This is a genomic window from Geobacter psychrophilus (assembly GCF_056821595.1).
On the sequence record NZ_JBXDTU010000004.1, the window covers coordinates 4,614,603 to 4,630,699 of the forward strand.

The 16,097-nt window shown below is 56.0% G+C and carries 18 protein-coding genes; 4 read left to right on the top strand and 14 right to left on the bottom strand.

Annotated features, from left to right (window positions below):
* Nucleotides 1-3: 3 nt before the first annotated feature.
* Complete coding sequence (locus tag ACOCF6_RS23935) at nucleotides 4-2,922, bottom strand: hybrid sensor histidine kinase/response regulator (RefSeq protein WP_482463038.1); 2,919 nt, start codon at nucleotides 2,920-2,922, stop codon at nucleotides 4-6.
* Between the two features lie 712 nt (nucleotides 2,923-3,634).
* Between ACOCF6_RS23935 and ACOCF6_RS23940 the strand changes: the two genes are divergently transcribed.
* Nucleotides 3,635-4,522, top strand: a complete 888-nt coding sequence (locus ACOCF6_RS23940) for an ice-binding family protein (RefSeq protein WP_482463040.1) — start codon at nucleotides 3,635-3,637, stop codon at nucleotides 4,520-4,522.
* Between the two features lie 91 nt (nucleotides 4,523-4,613).
* On the opposite strand, the gene ACOCF6_RS23945 is transcribed toward ACOCF6_RS23940, so the two are convergent.
* The 6 genes from ACOCF6_RS23945 to ACOCF6_RS23970 form a co-directional block, all read right to left on the bottom strand.
* Nucleotides 4,614-5,012, bottom strand: a complete 399-nt coding sequence (locus ACOCF6_RS23945) for a hypothetical protein (RefSeq protein WP_482463042.1) — start codon at nucleotides 5,010-5,012, stop codon at nucleotides 4,614-4,616.
* 131 nt (nucleotides 5,013-5,143) lie between these two features.
* On the bottom strand, nucleotides 5,144-5,581 hold the full coding sequence (locus tag ACOCF6_RS23950) for a cupin domain-containing protein (protein WP_482463044.1): 438 nt from the start codon (nucleotides 5,579-5,581) through the stop codon (nucleotides 5,144-5,146).
* A 213-nt stretch (nucleotides 5,582-5,794) separates the two neighbouring features.
* Nucleotides 5,795-6,856, bottom strand: coding sequence for an NADH:flavin oxidoreductase/NADH oxidase (locus ACOCF6_RS23955; RefSeq protein WP_482463046.1), 1,062 nt, complete (start codon nucleotides 6,854-6,856; stop codon nucleotides 5,795-5,797).
* A gap of 128 nt (nucleotides 6,857-6,984) precedes the next feature.
* A complete protein-coding gene (locus tag ACOCF6_RS23960; RefSeq protein WP_482463048.1) occupies nucleotides 6,985-8,214 on the bottom strand; it encodes a hypothetical protein in 1,230 nt (409 codons plus the stop codon).
* A 143-nt stretch (nucleotides 8,215-8,357) separates the two neighbouring features.
* A complete protein-coding gene (locus ACOCF6_RS23965) occupies nucleotides 8,358-9,134 on the bottom strand; it encodes an EcsC family protein (protein WP_482463050.1) in 777 nt (258 codons plus the stop codon).
* A 243-nt stretch (nucleotides 9,135-9,377) separates the two neighbouring features.
* Nucleotides 9,378-9,884 (bottom strand): phospholipase D family nuclease, encoded by a 507-nt coding sequence (locus tag ACOCF6_RS23970; protein WP_482463440.1) that lies wholly within the window; start codon nucleotides 9,882-9,884, stop codon nucleotides 9,378-9,380.
* 541 nt (nucleotides 9,885-10,425) lie between these two features.
* Here ACOCF6_RS23970 and ACOCF6_RS23975 point away from each other — a divergent pair.
* Complete coding sequence (locus ACOCF6_RS23975; protein ID WP_482463052.1) at nucleotides 10,426-10,677, top strand: hypothetical protein; 252 nt, start codon at nucleotides 10,426-10,428, stop codon at nucleotides 10,675-10,677.
* A gap of 13 nt (nucleotides 10,678-10,690) precedes the next feature.
* On the top strand, nucleotides 10,691-11,305 hold the full coding sequence (locus ACOCF6_RS23980) for a DUF4124 domain-containing protein (protein WP_482463054.1): 615 nt from the start codon (nucleotides 10,691-10,693) through the stop codon (nucleotides 11,303-11,305).
* Between the two features lie 46 nt (nucleotides 11,306-11,351).
* Here the strand turns inward: ACOCF6_RS23980 and ACOCF6_RS23985 are convergent, their stop codons facing one another.
* The 4 genes from ACOCF6_RS23985 to ACOCF6_RS24000 all read right to left on the bottom strand — a co-directional run bounded on the left by ACOCF6_RS23985 (nucleotide 11,352) and on the right by ACOCF6_RS24000 (nucleotide 13,955).
* Complete coding sequence (locus tag ACOCF6_RS23985; protein ID WP_482463055.1) at nucleotides 11,352-11,969, bottom strand: CAP domain-containing protein; 618 nt, start codon at nucleotides 11,967-11,969, stop codon at nucleotides 11,352-11,354.
* 127 nt (nucleotides 11,970-12,096) lie between these two features.
* On the bottom strand, nucleotides 12,097-12,960 hold the full coding sequence (locus ACOCF6_RS23990; protein ID WP_482463057.1) for an NAD(P)-dependent oxidoreductase: 864 nt from the start codon (nucleotides 12,958-12,960) through the stop codon (nucleotides 12,097-12,099).
* A complete protein-coding gene (locus ACOCF6_RS23995; protein ID WP_482463059.1) occupies nucleotides 12,957-13,550 on the bottom strand; it encodes an acyl carrier protein phosphodiesterase in 594 nt (197 codons plus the stop codon). Before ACOCF6_RS23995 ends, ACOCF6_RS23990 begins: the two co-directional genes overlap by 4 nt.
* Before the next feature lie 108 nt (nucleotides 13,551-13,658).
* Nucleotides 13,659-13,955 carry a flagellar basal body rod C-terminal domain-containing protein gene (locus tag ACOCF6_RS24000; RefSeq protein WP_482463060.1) on the bottom strand — a complete coding sequence of 99 codons (297 nt, stop codon included), beginning with the start codon at nucleotides 13,953-13,955 and terminating at the stop codon, nucleotides 13,659-13,661.
* Between the two features lie 444 nt (nucleotides 13,956-14,399).
* On the opposite strand from ACOCF6_RS24000, the gene ACOCF6_RS24005 reads away from it, so the two are divergent.
* The gene (locus tag ACOCF6_RS24005; RefSeq protein WP_482463062.1) at nucleotides 14,400-14,657 is read left to right on the top strand and encodes a hypothetical protein; all 258 of its coding nucleotides are present in this window, start codon (nucleotides 14,400-14,402) and stop codon (nucleotides 14,655-14,657) included.
* A 21-nt stretch (nucleotides 14,658-14,678) separates the two neighbouring features.
* Here the strand turns inward: ACOCF6_RS24005 and ACOCF6_RS24010 are convergent, their stop codons facing one another.
* The 3 genes from ACOCF6_RS24010 to ACOCF6_RS24020 all read right to left on the bottom strand — a co-directional run bounded on the left by ACOCF6_RS24010 (nucleotide 14,679) and on the right by ACOCF6_RS24020 (nucleotide 16,096).
* Nucleotides 14,679-15,107 (bottom strand): YbaN family protein, encoded by a 429-nt coding sequence (locus ACOCF6_RS24010; RefSeq protein WP_482463064.1) that lies wholly within the window; start codon nucleotides 15,105-15,107, stop codon nucleotides 14,679-14,681.
* Nucleotides 15,108-15,196: 89 nt separating this feature from the next.
* Nucleotides 15,197-15,685: a DUF456 domain-containing protein gene (locus tag ACOCF6_RS24015; RefSeq protein WP_482463066.1), complete on the bottom strand. Its 489-nt coding sequence runs from the start codon at nucleotides 15,683-15,685 to the stop codon at nucleotides 15,197-15,199.
* A gap of 66 nt (nucleotides 15,686-15,751) precedes the next feature.
* Nucleotides 15,752-16,096, bottom strand: a complete 345-nt coding sequence (locus tag ACOCF6_RS24020; RefSeq protein WP_482463068.1) for an HIT domain-containing protein — start codon at nucleotides 16,094-16,096, stop codon at nucleotides 15,752-15,754.
* Between the last annotated feature and the right edge of the window lies 1 nt (nucleotide 16,097).

A 16,097-nucleotide genomic window follows, 5' to 3' on the forward strand; every position in this document is an offset into this window, starting at 1 on the left:
TTTTTACTGTGGGCCGACGGCACTTTCCACCAGACTCAAAAACTCATGGGTCGACAGGCTCCCTTTGCCCTCGACCCGCCAGACCTTTCCCGCCAGCCGCTCCCGGTTTTCAGCCGAGAGATCCATGGAGGTCAATACCAGGATCGGTATATTCGCGGCAATGTTCTCATCCCCCAACTGTTCGGCGACATCGAAGCCGCTCATGCCCGGCATTACCAGGTCAAGGACAATCAGATCGGGAGAAACGCGCCGCGCCATCTCAACCCCCTCCACCCCGCTGCTTGCCCGCAGCGCTTTATACCCTTTGCACAGCAGGGCATTTTCAAGGGCAGCCAGGGTCAAGGGATCGTCCTCGATCAACAGGACGGTGTTGCCGCTGTTGCTGGCTATTTCCGGCCGGATGACAGGGGCGGCTTTGACAGCCGCTTGTGACAGCGGGATAGTGAAGCTGAACCTGCTGCCCGTACCGAACTCGCTTTCCATCCAGATTCTGCCGCCGTGCAGCTCCACCAGCTGCCGGGTCAGCGCCAGGCCGAGCCCGGTCCCTTCGAAGCCCTTGGTGTACACCGATTCCAGCTGGGTGAAGGCCTGAAAGAGTTTGGGGATATCTTCCTCCCGTATGCCGATACCGGTGTCCGCCACGCTGATTTCGATGAAATCTCCGTCTCTCACAGCTTTCACATGCACGGTACCGGCCCTGGGGGTGAACTTGACCGCGTTCGAGAGCAGGTTGAAGAGGATCTGTTTCATTTTTCTCAGGTCTGCCGACAGGCGTACATCGGCCTCCGGGAGCAGATCCAGGTGGAGTTCGATCCCGTTTTTCAGGGCTTTTTCCCTGAGCATCATCACGGAGGCATCCAGTGATTCCCGCAGCAGGAATGAGCTCAACTCAAGCTCCATCTTGCCCGATTCCACCTTGGAGAGATCCAGGATGTCGTTGATCAGGGAAAGCAGGTGTCTGCCGCTGGTCAGAATATTGCCGACATATTCCTTCTGCTTTTCGTTGATCTGGCCGAACATCTGGTCCTGCAGCACCTCGGAAAAACCGATGACCGCGTTGAGCGGGGTCCGCAGTTCGTGGCTCATGTTGGCCAGAAAATCGGATTTCGTGAGATTGGTCTTTACCGCCACGGAGCGGGCGTTTTCCAGTTCGATATTCTTTTCCTGCAGCACCTGGTCCAGGCGTTTGCGTTCCGTAACATCACGCGCAGCGGCAAAGACGCCCTGCAGTTTCCTGTCTCGGTCATAGAAGGTGGTCGCATTGATGGAGACCACGGTTTCCTTGCCGTCCCTGGAGCGGGCGGTAAGTTCGTAGTTGGTGACCTTCTTCTCCCGCAGCACCTGTTTGATACTGGTCTGGGCCTGTTCCGGATCGGTGAAGTAGTTCTTGAAGGGCGCTCCGATCAGTTCATCGCGGGTGCAGTCGGTCAGTACCTCCATCTGTTTATTGACATCGGTGATGATGCCGGAGGGATCGGTGGTCATGATCGCGTCGATGTTGGATTCGAACAGGGAGCGGGTGTAGAACTGGTGGTCGCGCAGCCGTTGGCTGAGCTGCTCCTGCTCCGCCTCGATCTGCTTGCGCGCCGTGTTGTCGGTGCCGATCAGCAGGTAGCCGATGATGGCATCCTGCTCGTCGCGCAAGGCCGTGACCGAAACGACCGCCGGAAAGCGGCTGCCGTCCTTACGGATGTAGGTCAGTTCATAGATGTCCTCGATGCCGCGCGAGGCCTTGAATACCAGGGCCTCGAAACCGGGAGTAATCGGGGTGCCGAGTTCGCTGCTCAATTCCTCGGCGCGAGCGATGACCTCCTGAGGATCGGAGATATCGGCCGGCGTGATCTTGTTCATGACCTCGGCGGCGGTGTAGCCCAGCATCCGTTCCGCACCGACGTTGAAGATCTGGATGACCCCCTTGGCGTCAGTGGCGATGCTGGAGAAGTTGGCGCTGTTGAAGATGGCGCTCTGCAGGGCACCGGCCTGGAGCAGGGCCTCTTCGGCCTGCTTGCGGGCGGTGTTGTCGGTGCCGATCAGCAGGTAGCCGATGATGGCATCCTGCTCGTCGCGCAGGGCCGTGACCGAAACGACCGCCGGAAAGCGGCTGCCGTCCTTGCGGATGTAGGTCAGTTCATAGATGTCCTCGATGCCGCGCGAGGCCTTGAATACCAGTGCCTCGAAGCCAGGCGTAATCGGGGTTTCGAGTTCGATGCTCAGTTCTTCGGCCCGGGTTATGACTTCCTGCGGATCGGAGATATCGGCCGGTGTGATCTTGTTCATGACCTCGGCAGCAGTGTAGCCCAGCATGCGTTCCGCACCGACGTTGAAGATCTGGATGACCCCCTTGGCGTCAGTGGCGATGCTGGAGAAGTTGGCGCTGTTGAAGATGGCGCTCTGCAGGGCACCGGCCTGGAGCAGGGCCTCTTCGGCCTGCTTGCGGGCGGTGTTGTCGGTGCCGATCAGCAGGTAGCCGATGATGGCATCCTGCTCGTCGCGCAGGGCCGTGACCGAAACGACCGCCGGAAAGCGGCTGCCGTCCTTGCGGATGTAGGTCAGTTCATAGATGTCCTCGATGCCGCGCGAGGCCTTGAATACCAGTGCCTCGAAGCCAGGCGTAATCGGGGTTTCGAGTTCGATGCTGAGTGCTTCGGCCCGTGCGATTACTTCCTGCGGATCGGAGATGTCGGCCGGCGTGATCTTGTTCATGACCTCGGCGGCGGTGTAGCCCAGCATGCGCTCGGCTCCGACGTTGAAGATCTGGATGACCCCCTTGGCGTCGGTGGCGATGCTGGAGAAGTTGGCGCTGTTGAAAATCGCATTTTGCAGCGCCCCGGCCTTGAGCAGGGCCGCTTCACTGCGGATCTCGGGTATGATGTTCGCCTTAGCGGCTGCAGATTCCTGGTTCCTGTCTTTTTTTACACCCATTGCGGACTCTCTTCTGTACTGAATTTTGTTACCTGTACAGCTTTCCGCATGCCAGCGACCGTACTCCGGCCGCAAACAGACGGTGAACCTATACATTCACCTCACACAGGTATCCAGGGCGCGCCAGGAACAGCGACAAAGGCGCCGATATCAACAGATAAAAACGTGAATAATCGTGGAGTGGTTGGGTCTTGCTCTGAATTGCTATGGGCAGGATCTGTAGCGCTGCATCCCTCTATATGTATTTTCATTAATATAAGTGTATCATTTTTTCATTAAATGTGCCAACTGTATTATGGCACCGCAAAAAACGTGCTGGAATCCCGCTTGAATTAACTGCGACAACACGCCTGAATGCTACTTCCGCCCACAGATCGCCACAACCGCCCCTCAACATCATGCAGTTCCCACAGAAAGCTGAGGCCGATCCAACGGTTTCATTCCAGCGGCTTTTAGTATGTATCGTTCTAACCAGCTGTTGTTACAGGCGCATTTATGACTGGTTATTTATTTGAGGATTTTGGCAGGCTACTTGCGTTTAAACAATCAACCTGAGCAACTGACTCAAAATCAATTTCAAGCTGTTTTGCGAAGTGGTCAGGCGAAGCAAAGGAGACAGATTTTAATAAGGGAGCGAAACAGCAGGTTGAGCGCAGAGCAGGATCAGAAACAAAAATCGTAACAACATGAAGTACAAAAAAAAGGGGCACGTATGAAAAGGTTCAAGACACCAAAGGCATATCTGGTATTTACGTTGATTATGGGCTTTGTTATCAGCAGCTCGATGGCTTTCGCAGGTTCGCGCAACCATGATTCACACACTAAGCCGCCAGTCACTCCGCCAACCACACAAACGTCAGTAACTCTTGGATCGGCCGCAAACTTTGGAGTATTCGGCGGCGGCGCCGGGATGACCAACCAGGGGATTTACACTGTCGTTAAAGGGGACATCGGCACCACAGCGACATCCACCCTGGTCACAGGTTTCCACGACAAAAATGCCAAATTTACAGAAACGACACTCAATATCGGAGCAGTGAGCGGGACAGTCCACACAGCCGTTGCCCCTGCCGGTTCCGTACCGAATGTAATCGCAGCCGCAGCCGCACTTGACACACAAAAAGCCTTCGACAAACTTTCTCCTGCAGCGATGCCCGGCGGAATCGATGTATCCTCATTGGGCGGCGGAGCCGGTCAACTGGGTAACCGCACACTGGCCCCCGGCGTCTACAAATCCGCACCCGGCTCATATGCTATTCAGGGTGGCGATCTTACCCTTGACGGACGCGGCGATCAGAACTCAGTCTTTGTATTCCAGATGGCATCCACACTTACTGTCGGCGGCCCTGGTGCAGCATTTCCCCAGAGCATCCACCTTGTAAACGGTGCACAGGCCAAAAACGTGTACTGGCAGGTCGGCAGCCACGCCACTATTAACGCAGCTGGCGGCGGCACCATGGCCGGAACCATCATTGCCTCTTCAGGCATCTCGACCTCTACCGCCGGTAACGTCAATGTAGTAACACTGAACGGCAGAGCATTGGCCCTGCATGCTTCAGTTACCCTGGTTAATACCAAGATCAACGTACCGGCACCATAAGCAAACCTGAAACGCAGTAAGGGTAGAATGGAACAAGGGCTTACCTCATCATGGGTAGGCCCTTGTTATTGTTGGATTGGGGAGTTGTCGTTCAGGGTGATCTTCGAAAATTTCTGTCGGTGGCGAGATTCCTATCAACAGGCTTTTGTGGCGTACCCGGCTGAGCACTCTTTTTCCTGCGCTCGGCAGCCGCGTTGGTTTCCTCCTGGGCTTTTGTAGCTGCAGCGGTCTCTCTCTGACGTCTCAGTTCGTCACTCCTTTGTCGCTGGTTGGCCTCTTCCTGGCGCTTCTCCTCTTCCTGATTGGCCTTTTTCTGTGCTTCGGTCAGCGGTTCTCCAACACAGACAGCCTCCACCCGGTCCTCGTACTCAACAATCCGGAATTCCTTGCACTCTGCCAGGGCCAGACGGGGAAGCAGCAGTACCGCCAGCAGCATTATAAGGGTGGTTTGACATCCGGGGTATACATAGGGCTGGAATGGCTTTTTCATGCGGTACCCTCACACGTATCAGATTGCTGTTGTCACAACCAACTGCAGAGCATCGGAAGCTTCCCTTGATCTGGCGGCGTTTTTTTCAGGAACAGGCTGTGACGGGATTGTAGTTTCTAATTTTCCTGCGGTCAAGCAGTCACAGTTTTTTTCATCCAGGAAGCCTTGGTTGCGGTACGCACGCCGTCCTCAAGGGTCGCCTGAGTAAGGCTGCCAGCTTCGGCCTGGATGCAGATAAAATACAGGTCCTCATCGCCGGCCTTCCAGGCCCGCTCCCCTTCCGGCGCGACCCGGACCAGGCTCCCCTCCTGAATCGGAAATTCCTCCCCATCCATATAGAAAACACCGCTGCCCCGCAGAATGATATAGAGCTCCTCGTTCTTTTTGTGGGTATGCACGAACGGCATGCCCTTGCCGGCCGGAAGCCGGTTGATTGAGACCTCGCAGCCGGTGAGGCCAAGTTCCTTTCCAATGAAGTACTTGCCGTGAAATCCCATGAAATCCTTCTTGAGCAGGTTTTCAAAAGGTCCGATATGCTCCGCACTGTAGTTGCTCTTCTGAACTGTCATCTGCGCGCTCCTTTTTTTCACGTAGTGATGTCCTCAAGATATCCACAGGTAACGTTGAGAACCCGGTGGATGAGGACCTGAATCCTTTCGGGATCGTTACAATTTTGTTACTTTGACCATTATTTCAGCACACCATTACGACCTCAGACGTCCTCTTTCCAGGACAACGGAGGTCATCGATAACAGCCGGCCTCACCCCGTCCGGAACCGTAATCATTTGGCCCGCAAATACTGGTTCGGCCAGGTCACGTCCGCGTGCAGTGCCCGGGCGGCATGTAGCGGCCAGTAGGGGTCGCGCAGCATCTGCCGCCCCAGCAGCACAACATCTGCCTGGCCGGTGGCCACGATCTGCTCGGCCTGGACCGGCTCGGTGATGAAGCCGACCGCACCGCTGGCAATGCCGGCCTCAGCCCTGACCCTGGCAGCAAACGGGACCTGAAAGCCGGGACCAAAGGGAACCGGTTCATCCGGCACAGCAAATCCGGAAGAGCAGTCGATCAGGTCGACTCCGATCTCTTTGAGATGTCGGGCCAGGACCACCGACTGATCGATATCCCAGCCCCCTTCAACCCAGTCAGTAGCCGAGATCCGCACAAAAAGCGGCAATTCCGCCGGCCACTCTTCGCGCACCGCCCGGGCCACCCGCAGGGGAAAGCGCAGGCGGTTTTCCAGAGTGCCGCCATAATTGTCATCCCGCTGATTCACCAAGGGAGAGAGAAACTCGTGGAGCAGGTAGCCGTGGGCCATGTGCAGTTCAACCACCTGGAATCCGGAGACAAACGCCCTTCGCGCTGCAGCGCGGAACTGGTTTTCAATCACATCCATCTCGTCCAGTGTCAGGGCCCGCGGAACCGGGTGTCCGACATCAAAAGGAACGGAACTGGGCGCAAGCGGCTGCCAGCCGCAGGCCTCCATGCCCAGCGGGCCGCCTCCCAGCCACGGCAGTGAACACGACCCCTTGCGACCGGCATGGGCAAGCTGGATCGCGGCAATAGCGCCCTGTTCCCGGATAAAGCGGGTAATCGGAACAAATGCCTTGGCGTGGTCATCACTCCAGATACCGCTGTCATCGGGGCTGATGCGTCCCTCGGGGCTGACCGCGGTTGCCTCAACCATGACCAGTCCCGCGCCACCCACGGCACGGCTGCCGAGATGAACGATATGCCACTCCGTGGGCAATCCGTCATGACTTGAATACTGGCACATGGGGGAGACAAAAATCCGGTTGCGAAACGTGATTGACTTTACGTCGAGAGGTGAAAAGAGAACACTCATGAGCAGACTCCTGAGGTGTGATGATCAAGCTCTGAAGGAATTATACTGCCATGGACAGGCAAAATACAGCTGATTCAACCGGCAGCGCGTGCGTGGATCAAGTTCCACGGACCGGAACGTTTTTCAGCTCACAACCTGCCCAGGAGCATCCTGCGGAAATCGATGCTGACCCGCTCCCGCTCTTCCTGCAGTACAAAGCCACGTTTGATAATATTCTCTTCAATCTCCTTCATGTGCAAGGCCCCCCAGGGGATAACAACCGTATCATATCGGGCAAGGGCCTTTTCCAGATAACCGATTACGACCATATTCCTGCGATGCAGGATGTCGTCCATGATGATTGCATACATCTCCGGGGTAACGTTCTTCTCTGCCCAGGTATTAAGCGCCAGGACGCCTTGTACGAAGGAAGGGCTCTCCCGCAGGTGTTTCCCGATGGCATCCAGAAAGGTAATGGTCGGCGGACGGAAGGAGCTGATATCCACATCGGCCCTGAAGATGTCGGCCTCCCCCGCCTGTTTCCCATCCACTGCGCCCGGGGTAGTCAGCCGGGGCGCGGCCAGCTCTTCCTGATCAATGAGCCGGCCCTTGAATCGCATCTCCTGCTGGGAGGTCAACCCGAGAAATCCGGCCACTTTCCCGTAATCGATCCTGTTCCGCATCAGGTTCTTATCGTCCGAGACCCCTTCTGCCAGGACAATGATCCTGCCCGTAGCGATTGAACTCACCAGCTTGTCGTAGTATTCCTTATTCCCCACATGAATCATGGCGGCCAGCCGGATCGTCCGGTTATCACGCCGATAGACCCGCTCGGTCATCTTGAGGCCATTGGGAGCCAGATGCATGAATCCTGAGGTATGTTCAGACATGTAGGCATTTGCCACGGAGCCTGCGAACATCACCAGCACGGCCGGGACGATGAAAAGGTTTGCCCCGCAGAAGATCAGGGTGTTTTTGAGGCTGAAAAACGGTGGTGTGAACAGCTCCGGCGGCAGCGTCAGGCTGCGGTCGTTCCCCTTTCGCAGATAGTAAAGCGGGAGCATGCCGAGCCCAACCTGGGCTGCGGCAATCAGGAGTCCGTAAATCCGGAGGTCGGCCAGAACCGGAATAAGCCAGGTTGAGACGAGGGACCAGAACACAAAAAGGATCAGAGGGAGAAAGATCCGTTTGGGCAGGCGCCGGTCAATGCCGAGACACAGGTAAACCGCTCCGCTCATCAAGATCACGGCGATGGCCAGGAGGTTTCTGAGTGCGGTAAACGGCATCAGCGGGGTAAGCAGGGAAACCAGCTCGTCAACCAGGGAGAAGCCCCCGTCGGCTAGAAACAGGATTAGGAACAGATTGGCAAAAGCTCTCATCGGGTAACGTCCTTATCGATAATGATTGTGTGGCCGGTCATAGCTCAAGGATCGGCAGGACCTGCAACACAAAAACACACAACGACTCCATTTGATTCAATTTGACACATATTATTTTCCAAGCTTCGCACCTGCAGTCAATTTCAGAGCGCAGTGTAGATATCACGCACAAGCAGTGGATCGTATTTTCGTTCGAGCTTCCGGACGACAAAATGACCGCGGCTCATGTCCTGGAAGTGTTCCATAAATAGCAGATTGATGCCGCCACCGCCAATAGCGCCGATCAGGGGCACCGCCATTGCAGCGGCCTTTTCGGACACCTGGACCTGAAATCGTGCTGCAATGATCGCTACGAGGCGGACGAGCGCCGGAGCACCTTTCTCAACAACTGTTTTTTCTGCCAGATATTTGGAAGCCTCCGACACCGCACGCGCCAGCGCACTCCGAACGGCAAAATAGCCGGACTCGCCGGAATCATCACCACCGGACTCCCCTCCCAATGCAAAGACTTCCAGGCAGGCGATCTGCGCTTGAGGCAACGACAAATCTTCGCCCTGTGATCGTCCGATATCGGCGATTGAGCGCAGCATGATCGTTGTCGATACCGGCAATTCCAGCAAAAGAGCGGGCAGACCGAAAGCGCCGCCGATCCCGCCGGACAGGGTTGCGGCAAATTTATGCCAGCGCGGAGAGGCTACTGTGGTTCCCGGGCCCATGGTCAACAGGGCACCCTTCAATGCGGTCATGAGGGCGTCACTGGTTGTCAGGCTGACCTTGTGCTGCCAGTCGGCAGGCAGGAGCTTGAGTCCCCTTTCAAGCGGCCGTCCGGCCAGACTGGTCAGCCTGGCAGTGAGGCCGGGATGTTCGAGAAGTATTTTTGCGGCTCTCAGCTCTGCCAGATCTTCGGGTAACATGCGCATTAACGTGGCTCCTTGACACTAACTCCATCCGTATGCCCGATTCCACCACCCGTTCGGGCGGTCTCCGGACCGATCAGCCTTCGATCATATCCGGAGGCCGTACCGGGGTAAAGTTGGTTTTCATACTCTACCAGAAAAGGGTCTGTGATGGTACGGCAACTCGAGCGGCACGTGGAAAGATTCGTAACTGTACTCTATTGCCGCACGCCGCAGACCTGGCAATTAGTTCCTGCAACTGCTGGATCATTTGCCCTGATACCCTTCCGAATGTCCTTTATGATCCTCAAAATTCCTGATGTATCGCTCCACCAGCGGCTTGTTGCCCTTCAGGATCAGCAGGTTTTCTGCATTCTTCTCTTCTGCTGCCCGGGAGAAATTAAAGGAGCCGGTAATCAGGGTGCTGCGGTCAATAATGAAGATCTTGTTGTGGGCAATGGCATGCGCCGCATCGATATAGGTTGGAATGCCCGCATGGGCGACAAAATCGGCCGAGGTGTACTTTGCCTTACGCTGGCTCCGGTCCAGGACGGCTTCAATCCTGAGCCCGCGTTTGCGGGCATCTACGAGGGCCTTGGCGATCGGCGCGCTGGTGAACGAGTAGGCCTGCAGCAGGATCTCGCGCCGGGCTGCATTGATCTCCCTGACAATGGCCTCGGTGGCGCCGCCTCGGGGTGAAAAGTAGACATCTGATGTGCCGGTTGATGTGAAGGATTCGCTGCTGCAGGGAGTGGAAAGGGCCAGTAATACCAGTGTAGCGCTAAGGGACGTTCAAAACATGTGGGACTCCTTGATGTGGCGGCCAGGAATAATTCCAATTTCAGATCAAGGATGATATCAAGGCGGCGAGGATTGAGGCTGCGAGGCGTACATGGCAGTACGTTGAGCAGCCTGCCCTGACAAGTCAGAATAGTTCGTTCACGAATGTTTCACATTCTAACTCACTAAGACGAGCCAACGAAGATAGGGCCTTGATATGGAATTGGTATAATCGCCCTGCTACCCATACCACGTGAGGCGGTACATAGATAGGCATTACTATTTCGGGCACGATTGCAATCCGCAGTATGTGACGGCCTCGTTATATGTTGCGGCCATCATTGACGGTTTTTCCAAAGCCGCTGAGCCAGCATTTCATTTTACCCAGCAATATTCGTATATTGCCACCGCACGCACCGGGTGTTCCCTTGGCACGTTAGTTGTAAACTCTATCCGTGGCAGTATCTGCCATACAGACGAGAGAAGCAGCCTGGCGTTCACGAAGGAACATACGAAGTACAAAGGGGATAATGCGATGGTATCACGGACAATCATGATGTTGCTGACACTGCTGCTGGCCGGCTCACTAACCTACGCCGACGACAGTATCAAGGAAGGCGGCAAAGAGGTCGGACAAGGGGTCAAGAAAATGGGTAAGGCCACCGGCAAAGCGGTCGTAAAATCGGGCAAAGCCACCGGCAAGGCCTTTAAGAAAGCCGGCAAAGCCACCGGCAAGGCCTTCAAGGAATCGGGCAAATCCACCGGCGAGGCCTTCAAAGAGAAATAGCCGTGTCTGATGTATGAAACCACGGAAAGGTGCTCAATTGAAAACGGCGGTCATTCTGTACATGCTGGTATTGCTTGCGTCGTCTGCATCTGCTGAAGTCTACCGGTGGGAGGATGCGAACGGGATTCACTTCACCGATGACTCCTCCACTCTCCCTGAGCAATATCTGGAAAAGGACGCCGCAGAGGTCAGGCAGCAATCCGGCACGCTGGCCCAGCGTGCCAACCGTGCCGCAACCCGGCAGTATGCGCTTGCAGCCAATCAGGAAAAACAGGCTGCAGGCCATCAGGACAATCTGGAACAGCGCAGGCGGACGGCGGAGGTAAAGAAACAGCTGCAGATCAACTCCCGGGACTTTGACAGCACACTGCAGTCGTTGGCAAAATACATCATCATCTGGATAATTCTGGGATTGCTGCTGTTCGTCGTCTGGGCAGGAACCCTTGTGGACATCGTCAGAAGCGAGTTTGAAACCGCCGCTCAAAAAACCGTCTGGATGCTGCTGGTGCTGCTCCTGCCATTGCTTGGCATGCTGTTCTATCTGATTTTGGGATTAAAACAGAAGTGCACCTCAGAGGACAGCAGGGAGAATCAGCATCTGGAATTGCCGGCTCCGGTACCGGGCTGACAATACCAGAACAAACCTGAGCATTTTCCCTGCCTGCCACTGATGCCTACTCTCTGAAGCCGCCCGCAAAATCAATGACACACATGCTCTCGAAGCGCGGATGGGAACCGCAGGCCACCCCCGCCGTATCAAAGGCTGCGCTGAAGGTATTCTTGCGATGTCCCCGCCCCGGCACCCCGTCGTCGATGATCAGCTGCATGACCATATTGCGAGCATCTGTGGGCCCATAGCCGATATTTTCTGCGATGCTCCGCAGCCATTTTCCGTGTCGTTCAATCCGTTCCTGCATGCCACGACTCCGGCTGCCGAAATGGCCGAGGCCACCACTGCTGCCCTGCTCCTCTGCCAGTTCAGCCGCAGCCTCGGCAAGACCGTCCGACCAGGCCAGCGGTGGCAGGGGTTTCTGGCGGAAAAGGGCCTTGATCGCTTCATCGACAGCCTTGGTCCCCTCGTTGGTCTGCATGCGGGTCGCACTGCCCGGCAGCAGATAGTAGCTCCCGTGAAAACGGGCGCGGAACTCGCGCAGAAAGCCGGCATAGCTGCGCGGCGCACTGCGCGCCAGATTGATCTCCTCCAGGACCTGTCTAGCCAGACCCTGATCCAGGGCAGCAGCCGGGGCTGACAGCAGAAGCAGCAGACAGATTGTTACATAGAAACATCTCATTATATTCTCCGAGTCATGCATTTTTTCTCACCCAACAAGCCAACAACCAGACACAACCTGACACACCATGATACACACTGACACCAACGACAAAGACCCATAAAAACCGGGCGGTTGCTGTACTGTCCTATGAACTGATGACACGATGGACGGCGGCGAAATCCAAATCACCCAGATCAGCCGCAATTGCCGCTTTATAGAGCTCATTGACAGCGGCCGTGGCAAAGAGCGGCTGCCGGACCTCTTCCGCCAGGCGCAGGGCCAGACGCAGATCCTTTTGCATATGCTTGAGGGGAAAGGCTGGCGGATACGCGCTATTTGCGGCAATCTGGGGGCCTTTCAAGCGGAACATGGGATTTGACAGGGCACCGGAATCCAGCACCTCGAGCAGCTGCGCCGTATCCAGACCGCTTTTTGAAGCAAGCGCCAGTCCTTCACACAACGCCGTCAGCATGCCGCCCATCACCAGGTTGTTGGCCAGCTTCATGCGGGCAGCAGAGCCCGTCTCGCCGAGGTACAGGATCTTCCTGCCCATCTTTTCCAACAGCGGCAGTGCCCTGTCGTACAGCTGCTTGTCGCCGGCCGTCATGATAGTCAGGGTCGCATCTTCGGCCGGCTTGCGGCTCCCGGCCACCGGTCCCTCAAGAAACAGGGCACCTACCTGGTGAGTCAGGCGGGCGGATTCCTGCGAGGTCTCCGCATCTACCGTGGACATATCCAGATACCCCTTACCCGGAAGCAGCCCGGCGATAATGCCGTCCGACCCGTCCCGAACCGACCGGACGGCATCCGGGGTCGCCATCATAGCGATCACCACATCCGCAGCTGCCGCCACAGCCCGGGGCGAGTCAGCAACAGCAGCCTTCAGTTCTGCCAGATGAGCATATTTGTCAGGAGACCTGTTCCATACCGTGACCTCAAACCCTGCCTTGAGCAGATTTGCCGCCATAGCGCTGCCCATGATACCCAGTCCCACAAATCCTACCTTCATGATTTCGCCTCCCGTGTAATGACCGCTGTTGTGAACTGCTGCACTGCACCCATGAACCGTTCGAACTCGGCGTGCAGTTCAGCATAGTGAAGCGTCAACTGGCTCCCCCCGTCTGCCAGGGGGTTAGGCCTGCGTATCCTGCGGGACATGCGCTGCAGTGCCGATTCAATCCCTGAAACGGTGACATAGGACGGCAGCAGCTCGTTGAAAATGACTGGCACGAATTCCTGGAGCCGCGGCGGCAGGATCTCACTGTACTTGTCAATCGTTGAGCGGGCTGCTGCGATGTAATCCGGAAACGGCACATCTGACCACAGGTCCCAGTCTCGCGCCAGGAAGTGGTCATAGAACAGATCCACCAGCACCCCCCGGTAGAGTCCGAAATGCGGGGACAGCCGGAGTCTGCTGCCTTGAAAACTGGCATCCCTCTGGGCAAATGAATCGATGTACCTGTGCAGCTGAAGCCCCTGACGGATGCGGGGCGGATAGGTGCCGCCCATCAAGGGCCCTTTGACAAAATCACCCATGATATTACCGACCAGCAGCTGGTCGTCATCACCGGAGAGCAGCATATGGAACAGGAAATTCATAAGCGGATTTCCGGGGATAGCCTGGAGATGTAATTGTTGTGATTAACCGGCATAGCTATGAGGAGAACAGGGTTGCATGCGGCAGGCAAGAGGATTCAGCTCTGAACTTCATGCTTTGATGTTGAGCAGTTCCCGGGTCATCTCATCAGCTGTCCTGAGGACCTTGAGATTTGCCGTGAAGCCCTTTGAATTTGAAATCATATTCGTCGCCTCGCGGGAAACATCGACCGTAACTTCTGTACCTGATACGGATGCGCTGACACCGGAACCCCGGTTATCCTGAAACGTGGTCCTGGACGCCATGAAGCCATCGCTGTTCAGGTTGGCCAGATTGTTTGCTGTTACCTGCTGACTTGTAGCAAATGCCTGCAGAGCACTGCCGGTTATGCCGCTGATGCTGTTCATGCCGAACCCCTTTCTCCCTCAAAAAGACCGTACAGAAAAACCAGCAAAACAATTATATACCCCGTTCCGGAACAGTGCTACAGCATCTTTATTACTATCGCAGAAACAGATAGTTATAGCGACTGCTTGCAATACATCCAAGAGTTCAGTAACAGCCGCGCCCCCCCCACCCCCACCCCCACCCTACCGGACCGAAGTAAGGTATGGTCTTGACTAGTATCGTAATCGTGTCAAAAATCTGTAACAAACGCGCAGATATTCCGAAATCCGACAAAATTCTGGCTCCGGAGCAGCAGGCATCTGCGACTGTCACACCTAATCTGCTTTAGTTACTGGTGGTTATAGCACTGGCACACCTTATGCTTGGTAACGATAACACCAGTACGCCAGACACCATTGGTAGCAGGTGTGCAATCATAATCTGAACAGGATGGTATCCAGAATATGCAACCAGTAAACGACAACCGGATTCAGCACCAGGTTAACCCTGCTCGGCCGAGCGTCCCCGGGCAGCGGGAAGCTTCAGCTGCCCCCGCCAAAACGCCACCTAACAGGAATTTGCTCACCCTTCCGGAAGATGTCGTGCAACTGTCGACTGACCGCTCTGCCAACCTGGATGCTATTATCAACAAAAAGCCCTCAGTACCGGTCAGCACTGTTGAACGAAAGGCATTACGGGACAGTTTTTCGGTCTACGCCTGATGCCGCGAAACTCCGGCGCCTTCAATCATGCTGGTTCGGATCCGGGGCTGTCGGCAGGTACAACAGATACAGTGTGATGGCGGCGGCCATGCCAATCAGCAGTGCCTTCAGCCAGAATGCCCGGGCAAACAGGACGGTGGAGGACGTAAACGACACCCAGATCATACCGATGGCGATGGTTTTGGCCCTGAAGGGAATACCTGCACCGTTCAGGTAATCACGCAGCAGCGGTCCCAGGTGGTTGTGTTCCACCAGCCAGGTATGAAAGCGTTCAGAACTTCTGGCAAAGCAGGCCACCGCCAGCAGCAGAAACGGCACCGTCGGCACCAACGGCAGGAAAATTCCGATCACACCCCCTGCGATCGCAATCCAGCCGCAGGCAATCAAGAACCAGCGAAGAACAGCATTCTTTACATGTTTATCGGTCGATCCCGGATTATTAGGCGGCATCTTTTGTACCCTTGTAAGTAAACGGCTCCGGTGGCACACAGCTCAACGCGGAGCCGACTATTTCAGACTTTGGCTGAGGATGAGTGCGATCAAAGCAGACGTACCAGCAGAAAAAGGCCGATCATGGCGATACCGATGGCAAGTTTGCCCGCGACTCCGATGGCCAGTCCCACCACGGTGCCGAAACCTGCCCGGCTGGCCTGTTCCAGATCGCGCTGCAGCGACAGTTCCCCGATCACCGCCCCCACAAACGGTCCCAGCAGGATTCCCGGAATCCCGAACAACAGCCCTGCAATCCCCCCCAGAACAGCGCCGATCATGGCCCGTCGTGAGCCGCCGAATTTCTTGACCCCCAGGATGGAAGCGGCAAACTCCACCACATAGGTCAGAGCGGCCATTCCCGCCAGTATCAGCAGGGTCCAGACTCCTACATAGCGAAAGTCCTCGGCCCAGGCCCCCAGGAGCAGCCCCAGAAACAGCAGCGGCGCACCAGGCACAATCGGCAGCAGCAGCCCTGCTAATCCGGTGAAGGTCAGAATTGCTCCGATGATCCCGAGTATCAACGACTGATCAGACATCCTTACCTCTATGCCCGCTGTTCTACGTATCTGATGGTTCGATAAATCCGTTTGTAGCAGCCTGCATCAGTACGGTCGCAGCTGCCGGCCGCAGCCGATATGCCAGTGGAGATGCTTGGAGGACTGGTAATCGCCCAGGTTGGTGTACACCCGACAGGCCCCGTAACGCTCCATGAAATCAGCAGCGATGAGCTTGGCCGTACGCATCAGCTCCAGCAGCAGATCATCGTCGACCTCTTCCAGGGTCAGCAGGGATTCAATATGCCGCCGGGGGAGCAGGACGACATGATGCTCCCACAGCGGATTGGAGTGGTGAAAGGCAAATACCCGCTCGTTCTCAAAGTATACCGGAACATCCAGCAGACCTTTCAGTATCTTATTGCAATAGAAATCACAGCTGTGCTCGCTCATT